The sequence below is a fragment of the Bradyrhizobium sp. ORS 111 genome (assembly GCF_045571485.1).
Taxonomy (GTDB): Bacteria; Pseudomonadota; Alphaproteobacteria; order Rhizobiales; family Xanthobacteraceae; genus Bradyrhizobium.
The window spans coordinates 547,953-569,053 of sequence record NZ_CP120701.1 but is presented as its reverse complement, the minus strand read 5'-3'; the positions used below and the strand labels follow the sequence as shown (position 1 = coordinate 569,053).

Here is a 21,101-nt window from a genome sequence, read left to right as displayed (position 1 = left end):
AGCAACCCTATGGGCTCTTCTCGGGCTTTGGACCCGCGCAGGCTTCCGGAATCGGAAGCGGGACCTTGCCGAGCTCGATGATCGCCTTGTTGCGGCTGAACAGCTTCAGCTTGCGCAGTATCTCGGTCACATGCGCCTTCACCGTGGACTCCGCGAGCTTGAGCTCTGCGGCAATCTCGCGGTTCTGCAAGCCGCGGGTAATCAGGTGCAGCACACGAATCTGTTGCGGCGTCAATTTCTGAATCCGTTCCTGCAACGTGCGCGCCGTCTCTGACTGCTCCAACGCGCCGGCCGCGACGAAATCTCGCGGCGCCGAAACCGAACCGCTCAGCACCCGCGCGATCGCCTGCGACAGCTCGCCGAGCGAGGTCGACTTCGGCAGATAGCCGACCGCGCCCATCTCCAGCGCCTCGCGGATCGTATGCTTGTCCTCCTCGCTCGACACGATGGCGATCGGAAGCCGCGGATAGCGGTCCCGGATCTTCTGGAACCCGGAGAAGCCGACGACGTCAGGCAGCAGCAAATCGAGCAACGCCAGGTCGATGTTCGGCTCGCTGGCAAGGATACCAAGCGCGCCCTTGATCGAGGTCGCCTCGTAGATGCGCGCATCCGGATGCGAGATGCGAATGGCGTTGCCAAGCGCTTCGCCGAATAATGGGTGATCGTCGATGATCAGGAAGCCCATCATGAAGGGTCTCGTACCGATGTTGCCGTCGTGGGGCTCCGGAGCATTTTCGGCTCTGACCGATCGGAACCGAAGCTCCAGGTTCCGGTGGTGACGCGCTTCCTTCACGCGAACCGCCGCCCACCTCGCTCGAAAGCGCTTTAGTTCGACGAGCTGGAGTCCTGCAGTGTCTGCAAATAGGCATATACGTTTCTGAGCTCGTCGTCGCTAAAAACGTCCTTCCACGCCGGCATTCCCTTAGACGGGCGGCCCTCATGGACCGTCTTCCAGAAGGTCGCTTCCATATCCTCACCGTAGCGCTTCTTCAGGAGGCGCAGATCGATGCGCCGTTCGCTTTGCACTGCGTCCGGGCCGTGGCAATGCGCGCAGGTGCCGTTGAAGGTTTCCCGCCCGGCCTTGATATCCCCGGTGACTGCTGCGGTCTGGACCGGCTTGTCGGTTGCGGCCGCCTGCCCCACGGTGGTGGGTTCGCTCGCTCCGCTGGACAACGTCGCCGCCTGGCCGAACTTCACCGGCGTGCCGTTCGGCACGCCATATTTGGCGAACAGGGCATCGATGTCGGACTGCAGGGACGGCAGCACGGCATCGACCTCATTGCGCAGGGCGTCGGACGCCTTGGCAAAGCCGATCGCGGTCTTCCAGAGCAGGCCGTCGCCTTCGGTCGACACGACTTGGTATTTGTCGCCATAGCTGGTCTTGTTGAGCCAGCCCGCCACCGGCGCCCAGATGAAGGCAACGTCCACCTTGCCTGCCGCGAGCGCCGCCATGCCCTCGTCTGGGCTGAGCACGGTGGTCTTCTGGATGTCGTCGCGCGACGCGAGCAGGTTTTGTGGCACCGATTCGTACTGCACCGCGACCTGCAAACCCTTGAGATCGTCGATGCCGGTGAGCTTGCGATCCCTGGCGCCAACCAGCGCATAGCCTTCATGGGCGATCGGCTTGGAGAAGATCACCGCCGGCCCCATGAAATCGTCGACCAGCGGCAGGCCGACCATGGCATCGCATTGCTTGCTGAGCAGCGTTTCGCGAACCGTGCGCTTGCCGAAATAGGACTTGTACCAGTTGTAGCTCACGGCTCGGCCGAGTTTCTCGGCCACCGCCTGGCCGATCTCGAGATACAGCCCGGGCTTGCCCGGATCATCGCTCGAGAACGGCAGGTTGGTCGGATCGGCGCAGAGCCGCAGCGGCTTGGTCTCTTCGGCGCCGGCCGACATGGCCGGCGCCAGCAATATGGCAGAGAGCAGCACGGCTCGGATCGCCTGTCCCAATCGCGCGTCACGCGAACGTCTGCGCACTTCGTTTCGGGTCATGCTGAACACGGACATGCTGCCTCCGTTCTCGACGATCGTTACTGCACGGTGAACACGAACAGCGAGCCGCCCTCGGGCGCCGCGGCGGTCATCTTCTTGCCGATGTCGCCGAGGAAGGCCGGGATCGACGCCGTGCGCCCGACCACGATCGCGACATACTGTTTGCCGTCGACCGAATAGGTCACCGGGCCAGCGCCGATGCCGCTGCCGAGGTTCTTGCTCCACAGCACCTTGCCGTTCTTGGCGTCGATGGCGCGGAAGTCGCCATGCAGATTGCCGGAGAACACCAGGTTGCCGGCCGTCGTCAGCGTACCGCCATTGAACGGCAGGTCTTCCTTGAGACCCCACACCTTCTTGTTGGCGACGGGATCCCAGGCCACGAGTTCGCCGAGGAACCCACCGGGGCCCGCCTTGGTCGGGAATTCGGCGCCGAGGTAGAACACGCCACGCTTGTAGTTCACGTCACTGACCGACCAGTCCATGCAGACATTGTTGGTCGGGATGTAGACGAGGCCGGTCTGCGGGTTGAACGACATCGGCTGCCAATTCTTGCCGCCGATCAGGTTCGGGCAGATGTCCTTGGCGGGATGGCCGGGGCCGGGCCGCTTGTCCGCGTCCTCTTCGGCCCGCATCGTATTGACGTCCCACTTCTTGGCCCAGTTCGCGAAGACGTATTTCTCGGCCGAGATTACCCTGCCGGTTTCGCGGTTCGCGACGAAGAAGAAGCCGTTGCGGTCCGCCTTCATCAGCACCGGCGTCTCGGCGCCCTTGATCTTCAGGTTACCGAGCACGAGCTCGTTGACGCCGTCATAATCCCAGGCATCGGCCGGCGTACCCTGGATATGCCACTTGATCTTGCCGGTGTTGGGATCGATCGCGAGCGTGGACGCGGTGTACAGGTTGGTCAGCTTGCCGAAATTGCCGTCTCCGGTGGAGCGCACGCCGGTGTTCCAGGGGCCCGGATTGCTGGTGCCCCAATAGACTGTGTCAGTTTTGGCATCGTAGGAGCCGACCAGCCAGGCCGCGCCGCCGCCATGCAGACCGGTGTCACCCTTCCAGGTCTCGCTGCCGGGCTCGCCCGGCGCCGGCACCGTGTAGGTCTGCCAGAGCAGCTTGCCACTCTTGAGGTCGAACGCCTGCAGCGCACCGCGGACGCCGTACTCGCCGCCGCCGAAACCGGTGATGACCTTGTCGCGGACCACGAGCGGCGGCGAGGTGATGACCGAGCCCTGCTTGTAGTCGACGACCGTCGAGGTCCAGAGTTCCTTGCCGGTCTCGGCATCGAGCGCGGTCAGCTTGCCGTCGAGCCGGCCGACGAAGATCTTGCCGTCGGCGTAGGACACGCCACGATTGTTGACGTCGCAGCAGGCGTATTGAAGCACGTCGTCGGGGATATCGGGCTGATAGGTCCATTTGCGCGCGCCGGTCGCGGCATCGATCGCATAGACGTATTTCGGCCCCCACGAGGTCGAGACGTAGAGGGTCTTGCCGATCACGATCGGCGAGGACTCGTTGGACCGGAGCGAGGCCAGCGACATCGAATAGGCCAGTTGCAGCTTGCCGACGTTCTCGGTGTTGATTTGCTTCAAGGGGCTGAAGCGCGTGTTGCCGTAGTCGTGGCCTGCGATCGCCCACCCGTTGGGATCCGATGCCGCTTTCACGACGGAATCATTCGCCCTCGACACGCCGACACTCGCCATCAGCATGGCGGCCAGCGACACGCCGGCAAAGAAAGTCCCGCTCCTCAGCTTCATCTGTTTCCTCCAATGTGGTTTCGTAGCCGCGACGGGTGCGTCGCGGGCGCGGCTCTCTAACCAATTCATGAACGCGCGATCTTTCGTCGCTGCATCGCCGATGAAAATGACAGCAACGTTTTTTGGTCGTTATAGGCGGAAGGTAGTAGCCATCGCGGCGGCGCTTCACGGCGCACAGCGATCGACAGGTTGGCGATCGCAAGCGCCATGGAAGCGGGCGCATCAGATGTGCGCGGGACCATCGGAGCGGGCTTGTAAATTGCCCATCCACAGACGGCCTGCTAGGATCGAAGCACAGGCCCGGCACCCTTCATGACAGGGTCGCGACTACGACTTTGATCGCGGTTACGCCCCCCATGAAGCGTGCTCTACTGGGCCAATAATTGAGACTTGGGAGGAACGCGTGTCTACAGTCAAACTGACGGTAAACGGCAGGGCGGTCTCGGTCGACGTCGAGGACCGGACCCTCCTCGTGCATCTCTTGCGCGAAAATCTGAACCTGACCGGCACCCATGTCGGCTGCGATACCAGCCAGTGTGGTGCTTGCGTTGTCCATGTCGACGGACGGGCGGTGAAATCCTGCACCATGCTGGCGGGCCAGGCGGCGGGCTCGAATGTCACCACGGTCGAGGGTCTCGCCAAGGGCGACGAGCTGCACCCGATGCAGGCGGCCTTTCGCGACAATCACGGCCTGCAGTGCGGTTACTGCACCCCCGGCATGATCATGGCCGCGATCGACATCGTGCATCGCCACGGAGGCCAGCTCGACGAGGAAACGGTCCGCCATGAGCTCGAAGGCAATATCTGCCGCTGCACCGGCTACCACAACATCGTCAAGGCGGTGCTCGACGCAGCCGGCCGCATGAAGGTCGCGCAGGCCGCCGAATAGCAGCGCGCGGACCGCGCACGATCAGGCTCATCACCGCCGGTCTCGATGGAAACGGCGGCAAATCGAAATCTCCGGTCGGGAGGGTTAGACCATGGGTGTTGAAGGAATTGGCGCACGTGTCGTGCGCAAGGAAGACCGCCGGTTCATCACCGGACAGGGACGTTACGTCGACGACATCAAGATGGTGGGCATGAGCTATGCTCACTTCATTCGTAGCCCGCACGCGCATGCCAAGGTCAAGGGCATCGATTCGGCCGAGGCCATGAAGATGCCCGGCGTAATCGCAGTGCTGACCGGGCAGCAGCTCGTCGACGACAAGGTCGGCAACCTGATCTGCGGCTGGGCGATCACCTCGAAGGACGGTTCGCCGATGAAAATGGGCGCGTGGCCGGCGATGGCGCCGGAGACCGTGCGCTTCGTCGGGCAGGCAGTCGCGGTCGTGATCGCCGAAACCAAGAACCAGGCCAGGGACGCGGCCGAAGCCGTGATCGTCAACTACGAAGAGCTTCCGGCGGTGCCCGACATAAAGGCGGCGATCAAGCCCGATGCGCCGCAGCTTCATCCTGAAGCTCCCGGCAACGTCGTGTATGACTGGCATCTCGGCGACGAAGCCGCGGTGAAGGAAGCCTTCAGCAGGGCCGCCAACGTGGTGACGCTCGAGCTCACCAACAATCGCCTGGTGCCGAACGCGATGGAGCCGCGCGCGGCGATCGCGCATTACGATCAGGCCGACGAACACTACACGCTCTACACCACGTCGCAGAACCCGCACGTCGCCCGCTTGGTGCTGTCGGCGTTCTACAACATCGCGCCGGAGAACAAGCTGCGCGTGATCGCACCCGACGTCGGCGGCGGCTTCGGCTCGAAGATCTACATCTATCCGGAAGAGATGGTGGCGCTGTGGGCGTCGAAGAAGGTGGGTCGCCCGGTGAAGTGGACCGGTGACCGCTCCGAAGCCTTCCTCACCGACGCGCACGGCCGCGACCATGTCTCGAAGGCGGAGATGGCCTTCGACAAGGACAACAAGATCCTTGGGCTCAGGGTGAAGACCCACGCCAATTTCGGCGCCTACATGTCGCTGTTCTCGTCGGCGGTGCCGACCTATCTCTATGCGACGCTATTGTCGGGCCAGTATGTGATCCCGGCGATCTACGCCGAGGTGATGGGCGTCTACACCAACACCACGCCGGTCGATGCCTATCGCGGCGCCGGCCGTCCCGAGGCCAGCTACCTGATCGAGCGGATGATGGAGACCGCGGCGCGGCAGTTGAAAGTCGATCCGGCCGAGCTGCGCAAGAGAAACTTCATCACCCAGTTCCCGTATCAGACGCCCGTCATCATGGCGTATGACGTCGGCGACTTCCACGCCTCGATCGACGCCGCGATGAAGGCGATCGATTACGCCGGCTTCCCGGCCCGCAAGGCCAAGGCGAAAGCCGACGGCAAGCTGCGCGGCATCGGCGTCTCCTGCTACATCGAAGCCTGCGGCATCGCCCCGTCGAAGGCGGTCGGCAGTCTCGGCGCCGGCGTCGGCCTGTGGGAATCCGCGGAGATCCGCGTCAACCCGGTCGGCACCATCGAGGTCCTCACCGGCTCGCACAGCCACGGCCAGGGTCACGAGACGACGTTCTGCCAGATCATCGCAGAGCGTCTCGGCGTGCCGCTGAGCCAAGTCTCGATCGTCCATGGCGACACCGACAAGGTGCAGTTCGGCATGGGCACCTATGGCTCGCGCTCGCTCGCAGTCGGCGGCACCGCGATCGTGAAGGCGATGGAGAAGGTCGAGGCCAAGGCCAAGAAGATCGCGGCGCACGCGCTCGAAGCCGCCGAAAGCGACATCGTGATCGAGAACGGCGAGTTCAAGGTCGCCGGCACCGACAAGTCGATCGCGCTGCCGATGGTCGCGCTCGCGGCCTACACCGCGCACAACCTGCCCGAAGGGATGGAGCCCGGCCTGAAGGAGACGGCGTTCTACGACCCGACCAACTTCACCTTCCCGGCCGGCGCCTATATCTGCGAGCTCGAGGTCGAGCCCACCACGGGCAAGACCTCGTTCGTCAACTTCGTGGCGGCCGACGACTTCGGCCGGCTGATCAACCCGATGATCGTCGAAGGTCAGGTCCATGGCGGCCTGGCGCAAGGCATCGGCCAAGCCCTGCTCGAAGGCGTGGTCTATGACGGCAACGGTCAGCTCGTGACCGCGTCATTCATGGACTACACCATGCCGCGCGCAGACGACCTGCCGTCGTTCCAGCTCTCCCACACCACGACGCTGTGTCCGGGCAACCCGCTCGGCGTCAAGGGCTGCGGCGAGGCCGGCGCGATCGGCGCCTCGGCTGCCGTGATCAACGCGATCACGGACGCCATCGGCAACAACAGACTGGAAATGCCGGCGACGCCCGATCGCGTCTGGCGCGCTATTCACGGTTGAGGGAGGAAGAGCCATGTACGAGACAACCTATCACCGCGCTTCCTCGGTCGCTGACGCCGCAGCGACCTTCGCCAAGGGCAAGGAGCCAAAATTCCTTGCCGGCGGACAGACCCTGCTCCCCGTGATGAAGCAGCGTCTCGCCGCGCCGTCCGACGTGATCGATCTCTCCAAGGTTCAGGAGATGATCGGCATCGAGGTGTCCGGCGACACCGTCACCATCAAGGCCGCAACGCCGCATTACGATGTGGCGCAAAGCGACACGGTCAAGAAGGCGATCCCGGCCCTTGCCAATCTGGCGTCGACGATCGGCGATCCCGCCGTGCGCTATCGCGGCACGATCGGCGGCTCGCTCGCCAACAATGACCCGGCGGCGGACTATCCGGCAGCGGTGCTGGCGCTCGGCGCGACGATCAAGACCAACAAGCGGTCGATATCAGCGGAAGACTTCTTCCAGGGCCTGTTCGCAACCGCGCTTGAGGATGGCGAGATCATCACCGCGGTCTCGTTCCCGATTCCGGCGAAGGCGGGCTATGCGAAGTTTCCGAACCCGGCCTCGCGCTTTGCCCTGACCGGCGTGTTCGTCGCCCAGACCAAGGCCGGCGACGTTCGTGCCGCGGCGACGGGCGCATCGCAGAGCGGCGTCATGCGGGTCCCGGCGATCGAGGGCGCGCTGAAGGCGAATTGGTCGCCCAGTGCGCTCGACAGCGTCAAAATTCCGTCGAACGGGCTGCTCGCCGATATCCACGGCTCGGCGGACTATCGTGCCAACCTGATCAAGGTGATGGGACAGCGCGCGGTCACCGCCGCGGGCTGATAGCGCCTAAACACAAGTTCGGAACGGCGCGCAGCGATGCGCGCCGTTTGCCTTTTACCGCCGCTTCCCAGCAAAAGAGGCTTGCCATACGGCGCGTTCGGCGGGACAATTTAGCTAATCAGCTAATTAAAAATACCGTCGCACGGACGGCCCGGGAGAACGCATGCCCATCCGAATTTCCTGCCAGCACCAGTTGTCGCGGCCAAGGTGACGCTCAGCGTCCCCGACCGCCACGACCAACGGACTTCCGCCGGCTCATAACACCCCGCAACAACGGACCACCAACGTGCTCGATAAATCTGCCTCCCAAACCGCCACCCGCACCACCGGCCCGCTCGCCGGCTTCCGCATCGTCGAATTCGCCGGCATCGGCCCCGGCCCGTTCGCCTGCATGCTGCTCGCCGACATGGGCGCCGAGGTCATCACCCTCGATCGCGTCGGCGCCGGCAAGAACCTGAAGGCGGTCGCCACCCGTGGCCGCAAGGTGATCGAGCTCGACCTAAAGAACAAGGCCGCGATCGCGGAGGTGCTCGAGGTGCTGAGCCATGCCGATGCACTGATCGAAGGTTTTCGTCCTGGCGTGATGGAGCGCCTCGGGCTCGGCCCCGACGTCGTGCTGGCGCGCAATCCGAAGCTGGTCTATGGGCGCATGACCGGCTGGGGCCAGGAAGGCCCGCTGGCGCAGGCCGCCGGCCACGACATCAACTACATCTCGATCACAGGCGCACTGGCCGCGATCGGACCTAAGGAGAAGCCGGTGCCGCCGCTCAACCTGGTCGGCGATTTCGGCGGCGGTGCGCTCTATCTCGTCGTCGGCGTGCTCGCCGCGCTGCTAGAAGCGCAAAAGTCCGGCAAGGGCCAGGTGGTCGACACCGCGATGTGCGACGGCGCGGCATCGCTGATGTCGATGTTCTACGACATGGCCGCGCAGGGCCGCTGGAGCGGCGGCCGCGACCAGAACTTCCTGGACGGCGGCGCGCACTTCTACGGCGTCTACGAATGCTCCTGCGGCAACTTCATCTCGATCGGCTCGATCGAACCGCAGTTCTATGCACTGTTGCGCAAGCATGCCGACCTGACCGACGCCGATTTCGACGCGCAGATGGATCGCAAGGCGTGGCCGGCACTGAAGGAGAAGCTGACAAGGGTCTTCAAGAGCAAGACCCGTGCGGACTGGTGCAAGATCATGGAAGGCACCGACATCTGCTTTGCGCCTGTGCTCACCATGGCGGAGGCACCGAAGCATCCGCACATGGCAGCGCGCCAGGTGTTCGTGGAGCGCCACGGCGTCACCCAGCCCGCCCCGGCCCCGCGCTTCTCGCGGACCCCGTCGGCGATCCGAGAGCCGGAGGTGGCTGATCTCGGCGACGTGACCAGCGCGTGGAGGGCGGAGAGATAAATCCCGCAGTCGTCCCGGCCAAGCGAAGCGCGAGCCGGGACCCATAACCACGAGACGTCGTGTGTCGCGGGGCTTTTTCCGCGGGACTACTACGCGACACACCTGATAGATTCCGCGGTATGGGTCCCTGCTTTCGCAGGGACGACACCTATGGCTGTCCGCGAGCGCGGCCCACTACAACGTCTTCACGCCGCGTGGTCGACCTTCAGCACGCCGCGGCGGATCTGGTCCTCCTCAATCGATTCGAACAGCGCCTTGAAGTTGCCTTCGCCGAAGCCGTCGTCGCCCTTGCGCTGGATGAATTCGAAGAAGATCGGGCCGATGGCGTTGGCCGAGAAGATCTGCAGCAACACCTTGGTCTGGCCGCCGTCGACCACGCCCTCGCCGTCGATCAGGATGCCGTTTGTCCGCAGCCGCGCGACGTCCTCGCCGTGCTTCGGCAGGCGGGCATCGATCCGCTCGAAATAGGTGTCGGGTGGTGACGGCATGAACGGCAGGCCGGCTGCGCGCAGCGTCTCGACCGTCGAATGGATGTCGCGCGCGCCGCAGGCGATGTGCTGGATGCCCTCGCCGCGATAGACGTTGAGATATTCTTCGATCTGCCCGGAATCGCCGGCATCCTCGTTGATCGGAATCCTGATCTTGCCGTCCGGGCTGGTCAGCGCGCGGGAGAACAGGCCCGATGCGCGGCCCTCAATGTCGAAGAAGCGGATCTGGCGGAAGTTGAACAGTTTTGCGTAGAAGCCGGTCCAGACGTCCATGCGGCCGCGATGGACGTTGTGGGTGAGGTGATCGACGTAATAGAGGCCCGAGCCCGCAGGCCGCGGATTCTCCGCGCCGAGCCACTCGAACTCGGCCTCATAGGCCGAGCCCTTGGCGTCGTAGCGGTCGACGAAATAGAGCAGGCTGCCACCAATGCCCTTGATCGCGGGCACATCCAGCGTCTTCTGCGCGGATGAGGCATCCGCCGGCTCGGCGCCGAGCGAGAGCGCGCGCTCATAGGCCCGCCTGGCATCGACCACACGGAAGGCCATTGACGGCGCGCACGGACCGTGCGCCGCGACGAAGTTGAAGCCGTGGGTGCCGGGCTCCTCATTGACGAGGTAGTTGATGTCGCCTTGGCGATAGACCGTGATGTTCTTGGTCTTGTGGCGGGCGACGGCGACGAAGCCCATTAGCCTGAACAGCGCGTGCAGCTCGTCCGGATTGGGATGGGCATATTCGACGAACTCGAAGCCGTCGGTGCCCATCGGGTTGTCGGCGCTGATCTCGGCCGGCGGCGCATCGTGCGGGAACGGACCCATGGCGGAACCTCCTTAATTTGTCTGGAGACGAATTTTCGCCATTTGCTGCGCAAAGTGCGTGCATAATGACCCATGAATTGCTAGAATTGCGCATGGTCTGTGCAAGGAAATGGGATTTCGCGCATGACTGAAGTCGACGCCTTCGACCTCAAAATGCTCGCCGCCTTGCAGGACGACGGCCGGCTGACCAACCAGCAGCTCGCCGACCTCGTCGGGCTGTCGGCCTCGCAATGCTCGCGGCGGCGGATGCGGCTGGAGGAGGAAAAGGTCATCGCCGGCTATCACGCCGATCTTGCCGGCGAAGCGCTCGGCTTCGGCCTGATCGCCTTCATCCATATCACCCTGGCGACCCATTCGCCCGACAACGCCAAGCGGTTTCGCGAGCTGGTCAACCGCGTCGACGACATCCAGGAGGCCTATGCGCTGACGGGCGATGCTGACTACGTGCTGAAAGTGATGCTGCGCGACCTGAAGAGCCTGTCCGACATCGTCAACAACGTGCTGATGCCGCACCAGAGCGTCGCCCATGTGCGCTCCTCGATCGTGCTCGACCGCCTGAAGGAGAGCTCAAAGCTGCCGCTGCAGGCGTTGCGGGGTTGAGATGGCGCAAATCGAGGGAAATACGACATTCGATTTTGCGGGTTGATTTGCGACCATCCCTTCACCATCCGGCACGAGAGACGACCATGGCACTGCAGATGCGACCGAACTGCGAATACTGCGACAAGGACTTGCCGCCGAACGCGACCGACGCGCGGATCTGTTCCTATGAATGCACGTTCTGCGCGGATTGTGTCGACAGCAAGCTCGGCAATGTCTGCCCGAACTGCGGCGGCGGCTTCGCGCCGCGGCCGATCCGGCCCGCGAAGGAGTGGCGGCCGGGCGTGTGCACGGCAAAGCAGCCGCCGTCAGACAAGCGGGTGCATCTGAAATACAGCCTCGACGACGTCGCAGCGCATTCGAAACGGCTGAGGGATATTCGCCCAGAGGAACGGTGATGCTTGGCTCCGCTCTCTCGTTCCCCTCCCCCTGCAAGGGGGAGGGCGGGGTGGGGGGTCAAGCCGCGGACGCCGGCGCTCGTGGAGAGAGGAGATCCCCACCCGGCTTGCGTTTGTAGCGCAGACCGACCTCCCCTTTTCAAGGGGAGGTGAAGCAACGGGATGCGCGTCTCACTCCGCCGCGACGATTGTCCCCTCGACCTCGCCAAAGCCGACCCGATAGCCGTCGCCCTGGCACCAGCCGCGCATGATGAGCGAGTCGCCGTCTTCGAGGAACGAGCGCTTGAGGCCGCTAGCAAGCTCGACCGGCTCGGTGCCGTTCCAGCTAATCTCGAGCAGGCTGCCGCGCTGGTGCTTCTGGGGGCCGGAGATCGTGCCGCTGCCTAAGAGATCGCCGACATTCATGGCGCAGCCGCTGGAGGCGTGGTGCACGAGCTGCTGCACCGACGACCAGTACATATACTTGAAATTGGTGCTGCAGATCGTCTTCGCTTCGTTCATCGATCCGGCGCGCAACGCAACATCGAGCTGCATGTCGTAATTGTTCGGCTGCGTCTGCTTCAGATAAGCGAGCGGCTCCGGCTGCTGCGCCGGGCCCTGCACGCGGAACGGCTCCAACGCTTCGCGTGTCACCACCCATGGGCTGATCGAGGTCGCGAACGCCTTGGCCTGGAATGGCCCGAGCGGCACATACTCCCACTGCTGGATGTCGCGCGCGCTCCAGTCATTGAGGATGACGAAGCCGAAGATCATCTCTTCGGCCTGCTTCTCGGTCAGCATCTGGCCCATCGGCGAGGCTTGCCCGACCACCACGCCCATCTCCAGCTCGAAATCGAGCCGCTTGCACGGGCCGAAGCTCGGCACGTCGGCGGTGGGCGGCTTGAGCTGGCCGCGTGGCCGGCGCACCTTGGTCCCGCTCACGACCACGGTCGAGGCGCGGCCATTGTAGCCGATCGGCATGTGCAGCCAGTTCGGCTGCAGCGCGTTGTCCTTGCCGCGGAACATGACGCCGACATTGGTGGCGTGCTCCTTCGACGAATAGAAATCGGTGTAGCCCGCGACCGTGAACGGCATGTGCAGCCTCACATTGGCCATCGGCACCAGCGCCCGCGCCCGCAAGTCCCTGTTATCGCGCAGCTCCGGATGATCGGAGCGCAACAACTCACTGATCCGCGCCCGCGTCGCCGACCACACTTTCGGCCCCAGCGCCATGAAGGCGTTGAGCGACGGTTGCGCGAACACGCCGAGTGGTCCCACATCGAGCCGCGAGTCCTGCTCGAGCTCCCAGAGATCGAGCACATAGTCGCCGATCGCGACGCCGACGCGCGGGGCCAATCCGTTCGCCGAGAACACACCGTAAGGGAGATTCTGGATCGGGAAGTCGGAGGTCGGCGCGACGTCGATGAAGGAGCGGAGTTTGGGGTCGTTGGGGTGGGGCAAGATGCTTCTCCGGTGACTAACTTGTCATCGCCGGGCTTGACCCGGCGATCCATCGCTCTTTGAAAAGATGGATGGCCGGGTCAAGCCCGGCCATGACGACGTGAATTCTACCGCTTGCTCGGATCGAACTTCTTCTCGAGTCCCTTCCAGCAATCCGAATAATCGTCCTGCAGCGTCGACGACGTCGCCGCATGTTTGGTCACGCGCTGAGGAAAACGGGTTTCGAACATGAAGGCCATGGTGCCGGTCAGTTTCACCGGCTTCAGCTCGCCGTTGCTGGCATGCTCGAAGGCTTCACGGTCGGGGCCATGCGGCAGCATGCAGTTGTGCAGACTGATGCCGCCGGGCACGAAGCCTTGCGGCTTGGCGTCGTAGACGCCGTAGATCAGGCCCATGAACTCCGACATGATGTTCATATGATACCACGGCGGACGGAAGGTGTTGTCGGCCACCAACCAGCGCTCGGGGAAGATCACGAAATCGATATTCGCAGTGCCTGCGGTCTCCGATGGCGAGGTCAACACCGTGAAGATCGACGGATCGGGATGATCGAACGAGATCGCGCCGACCGGCGAGAAGGTGCGCAGGTCATATTTGTAGGGCGCATAGTTGCCGTGCCAGGCGACCACATCGATCGGCGAATGCGGCAGCGTGGTCTTGAATAGCGAGCCGCCCCATTTCACGTAGAGCTCGGTCGGCGTGTCCTTGTCTTCGTAAGCCGCCACCGGCGTCAGGAAATCGCGCGAATTGGCGAGGCAGTTGGCGCCGATCGGGCCACGCTCCGGCAGCGTGAACGCGCCACCGTAATTCTCGCAGAGATAGCCGCGCGCCGGCCCGTTCGGAATCTCGACGCGGAACTTGACGCCGCGCGGGATCACCACGATCTCGCCGGGCTCGGCATCGATGTGGCCGAACTCGGTGACCAGGCGCAAATTGCCCTGCTGCAGCACGAACAGCATCTCGCCGTCGGCATTGTAGAAATGCTGGTCCACCATCGATTGGGTGATGAGATAGACATGCGCGGCCATGCCGGCTTGCGTGCTAGCATCGCCCGCCGTGGTCATGGTCTGCACGCCCTGCAGGAAGGTCTGGTCCTGCTTCGGGATCGGCGCCGGGTCCCAGCGGAGTTGCGCGATCGGCATGTCGTGTTCATGGCACGGTGCGGTGCGCCACAGCCCGGCATCGACCTTGGCGAAGCGGCCGGAATGCTTGACTGACGGCCGGATGCGATAGAGCCAGGAGCGCTCGTTGGTGCCGCGCGGTGCCGTGAACGGCGAGCCGGAAAGCTGCTCGGCATAGAGCCCGTAGGCGCAGCGCTGCGGCGAGTTGCGCCCCATCGGCAGCGCGCCGGGCAATGCCTCGGTTTCAAAACTGTTGCCGAAGCCGGACATGTAGCCCGGCGTCACCTGCGCGGTGCTGCGCACGATCTGATCAGGCGAGGTGTTGATATTCATGGTCATCCTCCTCCTTGCAGGGCGGCCCACATTTCCTGGTCGCGCTTGTCGGTCCAGATCACGGGATCGTCGATTCCCGAGGCCTCGTCATAGGCGCGGGAGACGTTGAACGGTAGGCAGTGCTCGTAGATCGCGAAGCTTGCGAACTTCGGATCCATCACCTCGCGCGTCGCGGCCATTGAGTCCTTCAGCGTGCGGCCCTTGGCGACGGAGCTTTCGGCGGCACCATAGAGAGTGGTGACGAAGTCGCGGGTCATCGCGATCGCATCGCGCGTGGTGGACAGGCCGGTCAGCGCATCGCCGCGGCCCGGCGCGATCGCTTTCGGATTGAAGGCGCGGATCTCGTTCAGCGTCATCGGCCATTCGCGCAAATGCGCGTCGCCACAATAGCATGCCGAGTGGTATTCGATGAGATCGCCGGAGAACATCACCTCGGCATCGGGCACCCAGGCGACGATGTCGCCGGAGGTATGGCCGGCGCCGAGCTGCATCAGGCGCACCTCGCGTTTTCCCAGATAGATCGACATCTCGCCTTCGAAGGTCAGGGTCGGCCAAGTCAGGCCGGGAATGCTCGCGGCATCCTGGAACAGCCGCGGGAAACGGCCGTATTCGGAATCCCAATCCTGCTGGCCGCGCTCCTGGATCAGCCGATAAGTCTCTTGCGAAGCGACGATGCCCTGCGCGCGATAGGCGGACGCACCGAGCACGCGCACAGCATGATAGTGCGACAGCACGACATATTTGATCGGCTTGTCGGTGACGGTCTTGACCCGCTCGATGACCTTGTTGGCCATCGCCGGCGTCGCCTGCGCGTCGAACACCAGACAGCCGTCGTCACCGACGATCACGGCAGTGTTGGGATCGCCCTCGGCGGTGAAGGCATAGAGATCGGTGCCGATCTCGGAGAAGGTGATCTTCTTCTCCGCGAGGTCGGTGGTTGAGGCGAAACCTTTGGCCATCAGTTCAATCCTGTTCGTTGATCAGAGCTATTGTTGTTGCTGTTGCTGCTGCTGGTTCGCATCCAGTGTCCGTCGCTTCGCGAGCGCGATCGCCTCGCGCAGCACATCGATGTCGCCGATGTGGTTGGCGAGCACCAGAACCAGCGCGGCATCGAAATCGGCGCTCTGGGCTTCGGTGAGGCCGCGATGCGCCTCGACGATGGCGCGGAAGGCATCGTCGGGCCTTGCGAAGTTCGAGCTGGTCGAGAGCGTCATCGGCGACACCTCAATTCAGGCCGGATGCGCGCGAAAGCGCCGCATCGAGCGCCGGCCGCTGTGCCTTGCGGAAGCGCGCCGCGACATAGCCGTCGGGCCGCAACAGATAGGCCGTCTCGGGCGCGGCGTCGTAGCGCTTGGCGGCAAGACCCTGGGCATCGACCAGGCCGCCCTCGCCGCCGACCTGGATCCTGCCGACACCCTCGGGGACGTCGGCGACCGCTCCATTGCCAAACGCCAGCAGCGTGAATCGTGTTCCCTGCTTGATGAAGGCCTCGGTCAGGAAGCTGGACTTGCCGTCGCGGTCAGCAACGGGCGCATCCAGCATCGAAGCCCCTGGCCGCGGCCCGCCACGCCATTCGTCGCGATCCTCCGTCGACAGCGGCGTGTCGTAGACCGACGGCACCGACAGCCGGCCGCCATTGACCATGCGCTTGCCGAATTCGGTTTCCTTGGCGAGCGACAGCACCGCCTGGCGCAGCCGCGCCTCCTGCCGGGTCGCCGGCGCCATGAAGTCGGTCGAGCGCGTCGATTCGCGGATATTCTCGTCCGCTGCCGCGCTGCGCTCGATGTGATAGCTCTCGAGCAATCCTTCCGGCGAGCGCCCGCGCAGCACGCGATCGAGCTTCCACGCCAGGTTTTCGGCGTCCTCCAGCCCGGAATTGGCGCCGCGCGCGCCGAATGGCGAGACCTGGTGCGCGGAATCGCCTGCGAAGATCACCCGGCCATGGATGAACTTGGCCATCCGCCGGCACTGGAACTTGTAGAGCGAGATCCACTCGAAATCGAACTTGTCATGCCCGAGCATGCGCGCTATGCGTGGCCGCACATTTTCCGGCCGCTTCTCCGCGACCGGATCGGCGTCCGGGTTGAGCTGCAGATCGATCCGCCAGATGTCGTCCGGCTGCTTGTGCAACAGCGCCGAGCGCCCGGCATGGAACGGCGGGTCGAACCAGAACCAGCGCTCGGTCGGGAAGGCCGCGGTCATCTTGACGTCGGCGATCAGGAACTGGTCCTCGAACACCTGGCCTACGAACTCAGCGCCGACCATCTGCCGCAGCGACGAGCGCGCGCCGTCGCAGGCAATGACAAAAGTCGCGCGCACCTGATACGAACCGTCGGGTGTTGCGATCGTCAGCACGACGCCATCGTTGCGGCTCTCGAGCGCGATCACCTTGTTGCGCCAGCGCAGATCGATCTCCGGCAGTTGCCCGGCGCGATCGACCAGATAGGCCTCGGCATAGAACTGCTGCAGGTTGATGAAGGCCGGCCGCTTGTGGCCCTCCTCGGGCAGCAGATTGAACTGGTAGAGCTGCGCGTCGCCGTGGAAGATCTTGCCGACGCTCCACACCACGCCCTTGTCGACCATGCGGTCGCCGACGCCGAGCCGATCCCAGAACTCCAGCGAGCGTTTCGAGAAGCAGATCGCGCGCGAGCCCTCGCCGATCCGGTCGGCATCGTCGAGCAGCACCACGCGCTGGCCGCGTTGCGCCAGATCGATCGCCAGCGACAGCCCAACCGGGCCGGCGCCGACGACAACGACAGGGTGCTCCGCCAGATTGGCCCCCGACCGGTCCTGGTCGGGATGACGGCGATAGCCGAACTGCGTTTTGGCCTGTGCCGAATCGGCTTGTGCCATTGCGTGACCCTGGATGTTTCCCTTCCGCGCCGGCCTTCAGCCGCGGACTCCTACGACAAGCTTGCGGCCAGCGCGCGACCTTGCTAAATTAGTCTCACTTGCAACTATCTTAAACTCCCTGTCGGGCCCGTCGTCAACTCAAATTGGAGGGATTTTTGGCCAGAACCTCTGCAAGCCAGCCTCCAGCGCGCGCACGCGCGGTGGACGGCGATCTGCGCGACGACGCCGCGCCGGGCAAAAAGCGGCTTGATCTGTTCCACTTCGTGCCGTTCCGGTTGAACCGGCTTTCGGCCGAGGTCTCTTCGGCGCTGTCGAGCGAATATCAGGCGCGCTACGGCCTCGACATTCCGGAGTGGCGCGTGCTCGCGACGCTTGGTTTTCGCGCCGACGCCTGCAGCGCACAATACATCGCGCACTGCACCCGCACGCACAAATCCACCATCAGCCGCGCCGTCTCGGCGTTGATGGAGCGCGAGATCGTGGAGCGCGTCGAGAACGAGGATGACCGCCGCGAATTCCGGCTGCAACTGACGAAGAAGGGCCAGGCGCTGTACGAGGAGCTGATCCCGCGCCTGCTACGCAAGGAGCAGGAGATCCTCTCCTGCCTCTCAGTCCAGGAACGTCGCGACCTCGGCCGCCTGCTCGGCAAGATCGAGCAGAGCCTCGAACTGGTACAGACCAGCGAAGAAGCCGACGCTAAGCAATCGTATTAGCAACGCTCTCTCCAACTGTCGTCCCGGCGAAAGCAGGACCCGTAATCACAGCGTTGTGTGGCGGAAGCGAGCTATTGCTCCAACGTCGCACGACAATTCGCAGTCGTGGTTATGGGTCCCGGGTCAAGCCCGGGACGACACCGAATTTGTGGCTGCGCCCACGCCTGGCCTACTTCGCAAATGAGCGCGACGGCGCGAGGTGCAAGGCGAAGGCATCGACGTTGTCGCTGGCGCGCGGGTAGATCTCGCTCACGATCGGATCGTGCCCGGGGATGAAGCGATCCGGATGGCCGGCGAGCCGCTCGACGATCTCCCAGCCCTGCGCCATGTCGCCGACATTGTAGACGATCGGGAACGGGCTGCGTCTGTGCAGGTTCGCGTAGTAATGCGCGGCGTCGGACGCCAGCACGACGGGGCCGCGCGCGGTCTCCACCCGCACCACCTGCAAACCGTCGGAGTGGCCGCCGACCCGATGCACGGTGATGCCGGACGCGATCTCGCCGTCGCCGGAATGGAAGGTGACCCGTTCGCCATAGACATGGCGCACCATCTGCGTGACATGCTCGACCGAGAATGGATGGCGCAGCATGCCGTTGCACATGCAGCGGCCGGTCGCGTAGCCCATCTCGCGCTCCTGCAGATGGAAGCGGGCGTTGGGGAAGCGGTCGAGATTGCCCGCGTGATCGTAGTGCAGATGCGTGACGATGACGTCGCGGATCGTATCGGCGGCTACACCGAAGCCGGCCAGCGCATCGACCGGGTTGAGCGTCAGCTTGCGGGCGCGCGCCTTGGCCTCCTCGGCGTTGAAGCCGGTGTCGACCAGGATGTCACGGCCGTGGCCGCGAATCAGCCAGACGAAGTAATCCAGATCCTGCGCGGTGGTGTCGTGCGGATCAGGCGCCAGGAAGTTCATGGTGGGGGTGCGCGGCGACATCGTCGCGTAGCGCAGGGCATAGATCTCGTAGGCGTTTCCCATCGGTTTCGCTCTTGTTTGAATGGCTTGCCGTCCTGCACAAAGCCATCACCCGGCGCAAAGGTCAAACCCCCGCAGGCACGGTGACAGGCGCATGACCGGGCGGCCGGCCCCCTGTGAGAGCTATCACGATATCCGCTCGCGGGAACTTGCACCATGCTCAGATGACGATGGCGCCATGACCGCGGCGATTGCGTTCCGACCTGCACCCCTGTCGCGATCAACGACGCTGCGGCAAGGCGTTGACGGGATTGGGTGCTGGTTTGATAATGATCTTTCCGTAGAGTGACGGCGCCGCGCCGCGAACTGGTCGGCGCCATTTCATTTGCAATGCCGCGATCTGGATTGCCGCGATCATGAAAATCCGCCTTGCCTTGCTCGCCACGTTGATTTTTTCGATCGCCTCGCCCATCCCAACCCTCGCCGCCGGTGACCGTTTCGCACTGGTCATCGGCAACGCCAAATATCCCGACGCCGATGCGCCGCTGAAGGAGCCGATCAACGACGCGCGCGATGTGGCCGACGAGCTCAAGCGCGACGGCTTTACGGTCGAGATCGGCGAGAACCTGACCGGCGACGGCATGCGCCGCGCTTTCGACAAGCTCTACGCCAAGATCAAGCCGGGCTCGGTGGCGCTGATCTTCTTCTCGGGCTACGGCATCCAGTCGAACCGGCAGAGCTACATGATCCCGGTCGATGCGCAAATCTGGGCCGAGTCCGACGTTCGCCGCGACGGCGTCAGCCTCGAAACGGCGCTTGGCGAGATCAACAGCCGCGGCGCCGGCGTCAAGATCGCCCTGATCGACGCCTCCAGGCGCAATCCGTTCGAGCGCCGCTTCCGCAGCTTTTCGGCAGGCCTCGCCCCGGTGATCGCCCCCAACGGCACGTTGGTGATGTATTCGGCCGCGCTGTCGTCGGTCATCTCCGACAACGGCAGCGATCACAGCCTGTTCGTGCGGGAATTGCTGAAGGAAATCCGTACCCCCGACCTGATGGCTGAGGAAACGCTCAACCGCACCCGGGTCGGTGTCACGCGCGCCTCGCGCCAGGAGCAGGTGCCGTGGATTTCATCGTCGCTGGCGGAGGATTTCTCCTTCATTCCTGCCGGCGCGCCGCAGCCTGCGAACGCACCGGCTGCCGCGCCCGCAGCGGAGGCGGCGGCGCCGCAGCCCACGCCAGCACCGCAGCCCACACAGGCTCCGTCGGCACCGCCCGTTCAGACGGCGACAGCGCCAACTCCGCCGCCGCCATCGGCACCACCACCGACGCCGCCGAAGCAGGCCGAGATCACCCTGCCGCCACCGCCCCCTCAGGCGCCGACGGTGATCGAGCCCTCGCCGACACCGACCAGTCCAGCAGCACTCGCGCTTGCTGACGATCCAACAATCAAGGGCCTGAGCGACCGACTGGACAAGAACCCGGACGATGCGGCGGCGCTGTATCGCCGCGGCCAGGTCTATGCCAGCAAGGGTGCCTACCAGCTCGCAATCAACGACTTCACCAATTCGCTGCGGCTCAATCCGAAGGACGTCGAGGCCTATAACAACCGCTGCTGGGTCCGCACCGTGATCGGCGACCTGCAAGCCGCACTGAAGGACTGCAACGAGGCGCTGCGACTCCGCCCGAACTTCGTCGATGCGCTCGACAGCCGCGGCCTGATGAACCTGAAGGGCGGACAGAACAAGAATGCGATCGCCGATTTCGACGCAGCGCTGAAGATCAATCCGCGGCTGACGTCCTCGCTATACGGACGCGGTCTTGCCAAGAAACGCAACGGCGCGGCCGCGGAGGGCGATCTCGACATCGCCAACGCCAAGGCGATGGACCCGAATATCGTCAAGGAGTTCGCCGAGTACGGCGTGAAGTGACGAGGCAAATCGAGCCGTCCGGACATCCCGCCAGGTGATGAACGTGGCATGCCATATTTTTGAGGCTACAATGCGTTCCGCACCCCGGCGGGACGCATTTGCATTTGGGGCAAGCCCAAGGCAAACGAAGGGGCAACCGTGACGGGAAACCTCAGTGACCCGCCTCACATGACGTCAGAGCGTGAAAGAATGGAGACCAGGCCTGCATGGGCCTGG

Annotated in this window: 20 protein-coding genes; 8 read left to right on the top strand and 12 right to left on the bottom strand. The window is 64.2% G+C overall.

Annotated features, from left to right (window positions below):
* Positions 1-7: 7 nt before the first annotated feature.
* The 4 genes from P6U30_RS02660 to P6U30_RS02645 all read right to left on the bottom strand — a co-directional run bounded on the left by P6U30_RS02660 (position 8) and on the right by P6U30_RS02645 (position 3,958).
* Positions 8-688 carry a response regulator gene (locus P6U30_RS02660; protein WP_407168004.1) on the bottom strand — a complete coding sequence of 227 codons (681 nt, stop codon included), beginning with the start codon at positions 686-688 and terminating at the stop codon, positions 8-10.
* A 137-nt stretch (positions 689-825) separates the two neighbouring features.
* Positions 826-1,932 carry a c-type cytochrome gene (locus P6U30_RS02655; protein WP_407168003.1) on the bottom strand — a complete coding sequence of 369 codons (1,107 nt, stop codon included), beginning with the start codon at positions 1,930-1,932 and terminating at the stop codon, positions 826-828.
* Positions 1,933-2,033: 101 nt separating this feature from the next.
* The gene (locus P6U30_RS02650; RefSeq protein WP_407168002.1) at positions 2,034-3,749 is read right to left on the bottom strand and encodes a PQQ-dependent methanol/ethanol family dehydrogenase; all 1,716 of its coding nucleotides are present in this window, start codon (positions 3,747-3,749) and stop codon (positions 2,034-2,036) included.
* Between the two features lie 65 nt (positions 3,750-3,814).
* Positions 3,815-3,958: a hypothetical protein gene (locus P6U30_RS02645; protein WP_407168001.1), complete on the bottom strand. Its 144-nt coding sequence runs from the start codon at positions 3,956-3,958 to the stop codon at positions 3,815-3,817.
* A 194-nt stretch (positions 3,959-4,152) separates the two neighbouring features.
* Here P6U30_RS02645 and P6U30_RS02640 point away from each other — a divergent pair, with 194 nt between their 5' ends.
* The 4 genes from P6U30_RS02640 (at position 4,153) to P6U30_RS02625 (ending at position 9,282) form a co-directional block, all read left to right on the top strand.
* Positions 4,153-4,638, top strand: a complete 486-nt coding sequence (locus P6U30_RS02640; RefSeq protein WP_407168000.1) for a (2Fe-2S)-binding protein — start codon at positions 4,153-4,155, stop codon at positions 4,636-4,638.
* A gap of 91 nt (positions 4,639-4,729) precedes the next feature.
* Entirely contained in the window at positions 4,730-7,069 is a 2,340-nt protein-coding gene (locus P6U30_RS02635; protein ID WP_407167999.1) for a xanthine dehydrogenase family protein molybdopterin-binding subunit, read from the top strand.
* Positions 7,070-7,082: 13 nt separating this feature from the next.
* Positions 7,083-7,883: an FAD binding domain-containing protein gene (locus P6U30_RS02630; protein ID WP_407167998.1), complete on the top strand. Its 801-nt coding sequence runs from the start codon at positions 7,083-7,085 to the stop codon at positions 7,881-7,883.
* Between the two features lie 286 nt (positions 7,884-8,169).
* On the top strand, positions 8,170-9,282 hold the full coding sequence (locus P6U30_RS02625; RefSeq protein ID WP_407167997.1) for a CaiB/BaiF CoA transferase family protein: 1,113 nt from the start codon (positions 8,170-8,172) through the stop codon (positions 9,280-9,282).
* A gap of 185 nt (positions 9,283-9,467) precedes the next feature.
* Here P6U30_RS02625 and hppD read toward each other — a convergent pair whose 3' ends face one another.
* On the bottom strand, positions 9,468-10,586 hold the full coding sequence (gene hppD / locus P6U30_RS02620; protein WP_407167996.1) for a 4-hydroxyphenylpyruvate dioxygenase: 1,119 nt from the start codon (positions 10,584-10,586) through the stop codon (positions 9,468-9,470).
* Between the two features lie 123 nt (positions 10,587-10,709).
* Here hppD and P6U30_RS02615 point away from each other — a divergent pair, with 123 nt between their 5' ends.
* Together P6U30_RS02615 and P6U30_RS02610 are read left to right on the top strand one after the other, a co-directional pair.
* The gene (locus tag P6U30_RS02615) at positions 10,710-11,186 is read left to right on the top strand and encodes an Lrp/AsnC family transcriptional regulator (protein ID WP_407167995.1); all 477 of its coding nucleotides are present in this window, start codon (positions 10,710-10,712) and stop codon (positions 11,184-11,186) included.
* Between the two features lie 86 nt (positions 11,187-11,272).
* Positions 11,273-11,584 carry a DUF1272 domain-containing protein gene (locus P6U30_RS02610; protein WP_407167994.1) on the top strand — a complete coding sequence of 104 codons (312 nt, stop codon included), beginning with the start codon at positions 11,273-11,275 and terminating at the stop codon, positions 11,582-11,584.
* Positions 11,585-11,755: 171 nt separating this feature from the next.
* On the opposite strand, the gene fahA is transcribed toward P6U30_RS02610, so the two are convergent.
* From fahA to P6U30_RS02585, 5 genes are all read right to left on the bottom strand, one after another.
* Positions 11,756-13,024 (bottom strand): fumarylacetoacetase, encoded by a 1,269-nt coding sequence (fahA, locus tag P6U30_RS02605; RefSeq protein WP_407167993.1) that lies wholly within the window; start codon positions 13,022-13,024, stop codon positions 11,756-11,758.
* A gap of 107 nt (positions 13,025-13,131) precedes the next feature.
* Positions 13,132-14,478 (bottom strand): homogentisate 1,2-dioxygenase, encoded by a 1,347-nt coding sequence (gene hmgA, locus P6U30_RS02600; RefSeq protein WP_407167992.1) that lies wholly within the window; start codon positions 14,476-14,478, stop codon positions 13,132-13,134.
* 2 nt (positions 14,479-14,480) lie between these two features.
* On the bottom strand, positions 14,481-15,437 hold the full coding sequence (locus P6U30_RS02595) for an MBL fold metallo-hydrolase (protein ID WP_407167991.1): 957 nt from the start codon (positions 15,435-15,437) through the stop codon (positions 14,481-14,483).
* Between the two features lie 27 nt (positions 15,438-15,464).
* Positions 15,465-15,692 (bottom strand): DUF2783 domain-containing protein, encoded by a 228-nt coding sequence (locus tag P6U30_RS02590; protein ID WP_407167990.1) that lies wholly within the window; start codon positions 15,690-15,692, stop codon positions 15,465-15,467.
* 10 nt (positions 15,693-15,702) lie between these two features.
* Positions 15,703-17,331, bottom strand: a complete 1,629-nt coding sequence (locus P6U30_RS02585; protein WP_407167989.1) for an FAD-dependent oxidoreductase — start codon at positions 17,329-17,331, stop codon at positions 15,703-15,705.
* Between the two features lie 200 nt (positions 17,332-17,531).
* Between P6U30_RS02585 and P6U30_RS02580 the strand changes: the two genes are divergently transcribed.
* On the top strand, positions 17,532-18,044 hold the full coding sequence (locus P6U30_RS02580) for a MarR family winged helix-turn-helix transcriptional regulator (protein ID WP_407167988.1): 513 nt from the start codon (positions 17,532-17,534) through the stop codon (positions 18,042-18,044).
* 169 nt (positions 18,045-18,213) lie between these two features.
* Here the strand turns inward: P6U30_RS02580 and P6U30_RS02575 are convergent, their stop codons facing one another.
* Both P6U30_RS02575 and P6U30_RS02570 read right to left on the bottom strand, forming a co-directional pair.
* Complete coding sequence (locus P6U30_RS02575) at positions 18,214-19,020, bottom strand: N-acyl homoserine lactonase family protein (RefSeq protein WP_407167987.1); 807 nt, start codon at positions 19,018-19,020, stop codon at positions 18,214-18,216.
* A 217-nt stretch (positions 19,021-19,237) separates the two neighbouring features.
* Positions 19,238-19,375 (bottom strand): hypothetical protein, encoded by a 138-nt coding sequence (locus P6U30_RS02570; RefSeq protein WP_407167986.1) that lies wholly within the window; start codon positions 19,373-19,375, stop codon positions 19,238-19,240.
* Between P6U30_RS02570 and P6U30_RS02565 the strand changes: the two genes are divergently transcribed.
* On the top strand, positions 19,374-20,885 hold the full coding sequence (locus P6U30_RS02565) for a caspase family protein (RefSeq protein WP_407167985.1): 1,512 nt from the start codon (positions 19,374-19,376) through the stop codon (positions 20,883-20,885). The genes P6U30_RS02570 and P6U30_RS02565 overlap by 2 nt on opposite strands.
* The last annotated feature ends 216 nt before the right edge of the window (positions 20,886-21,101 follow it).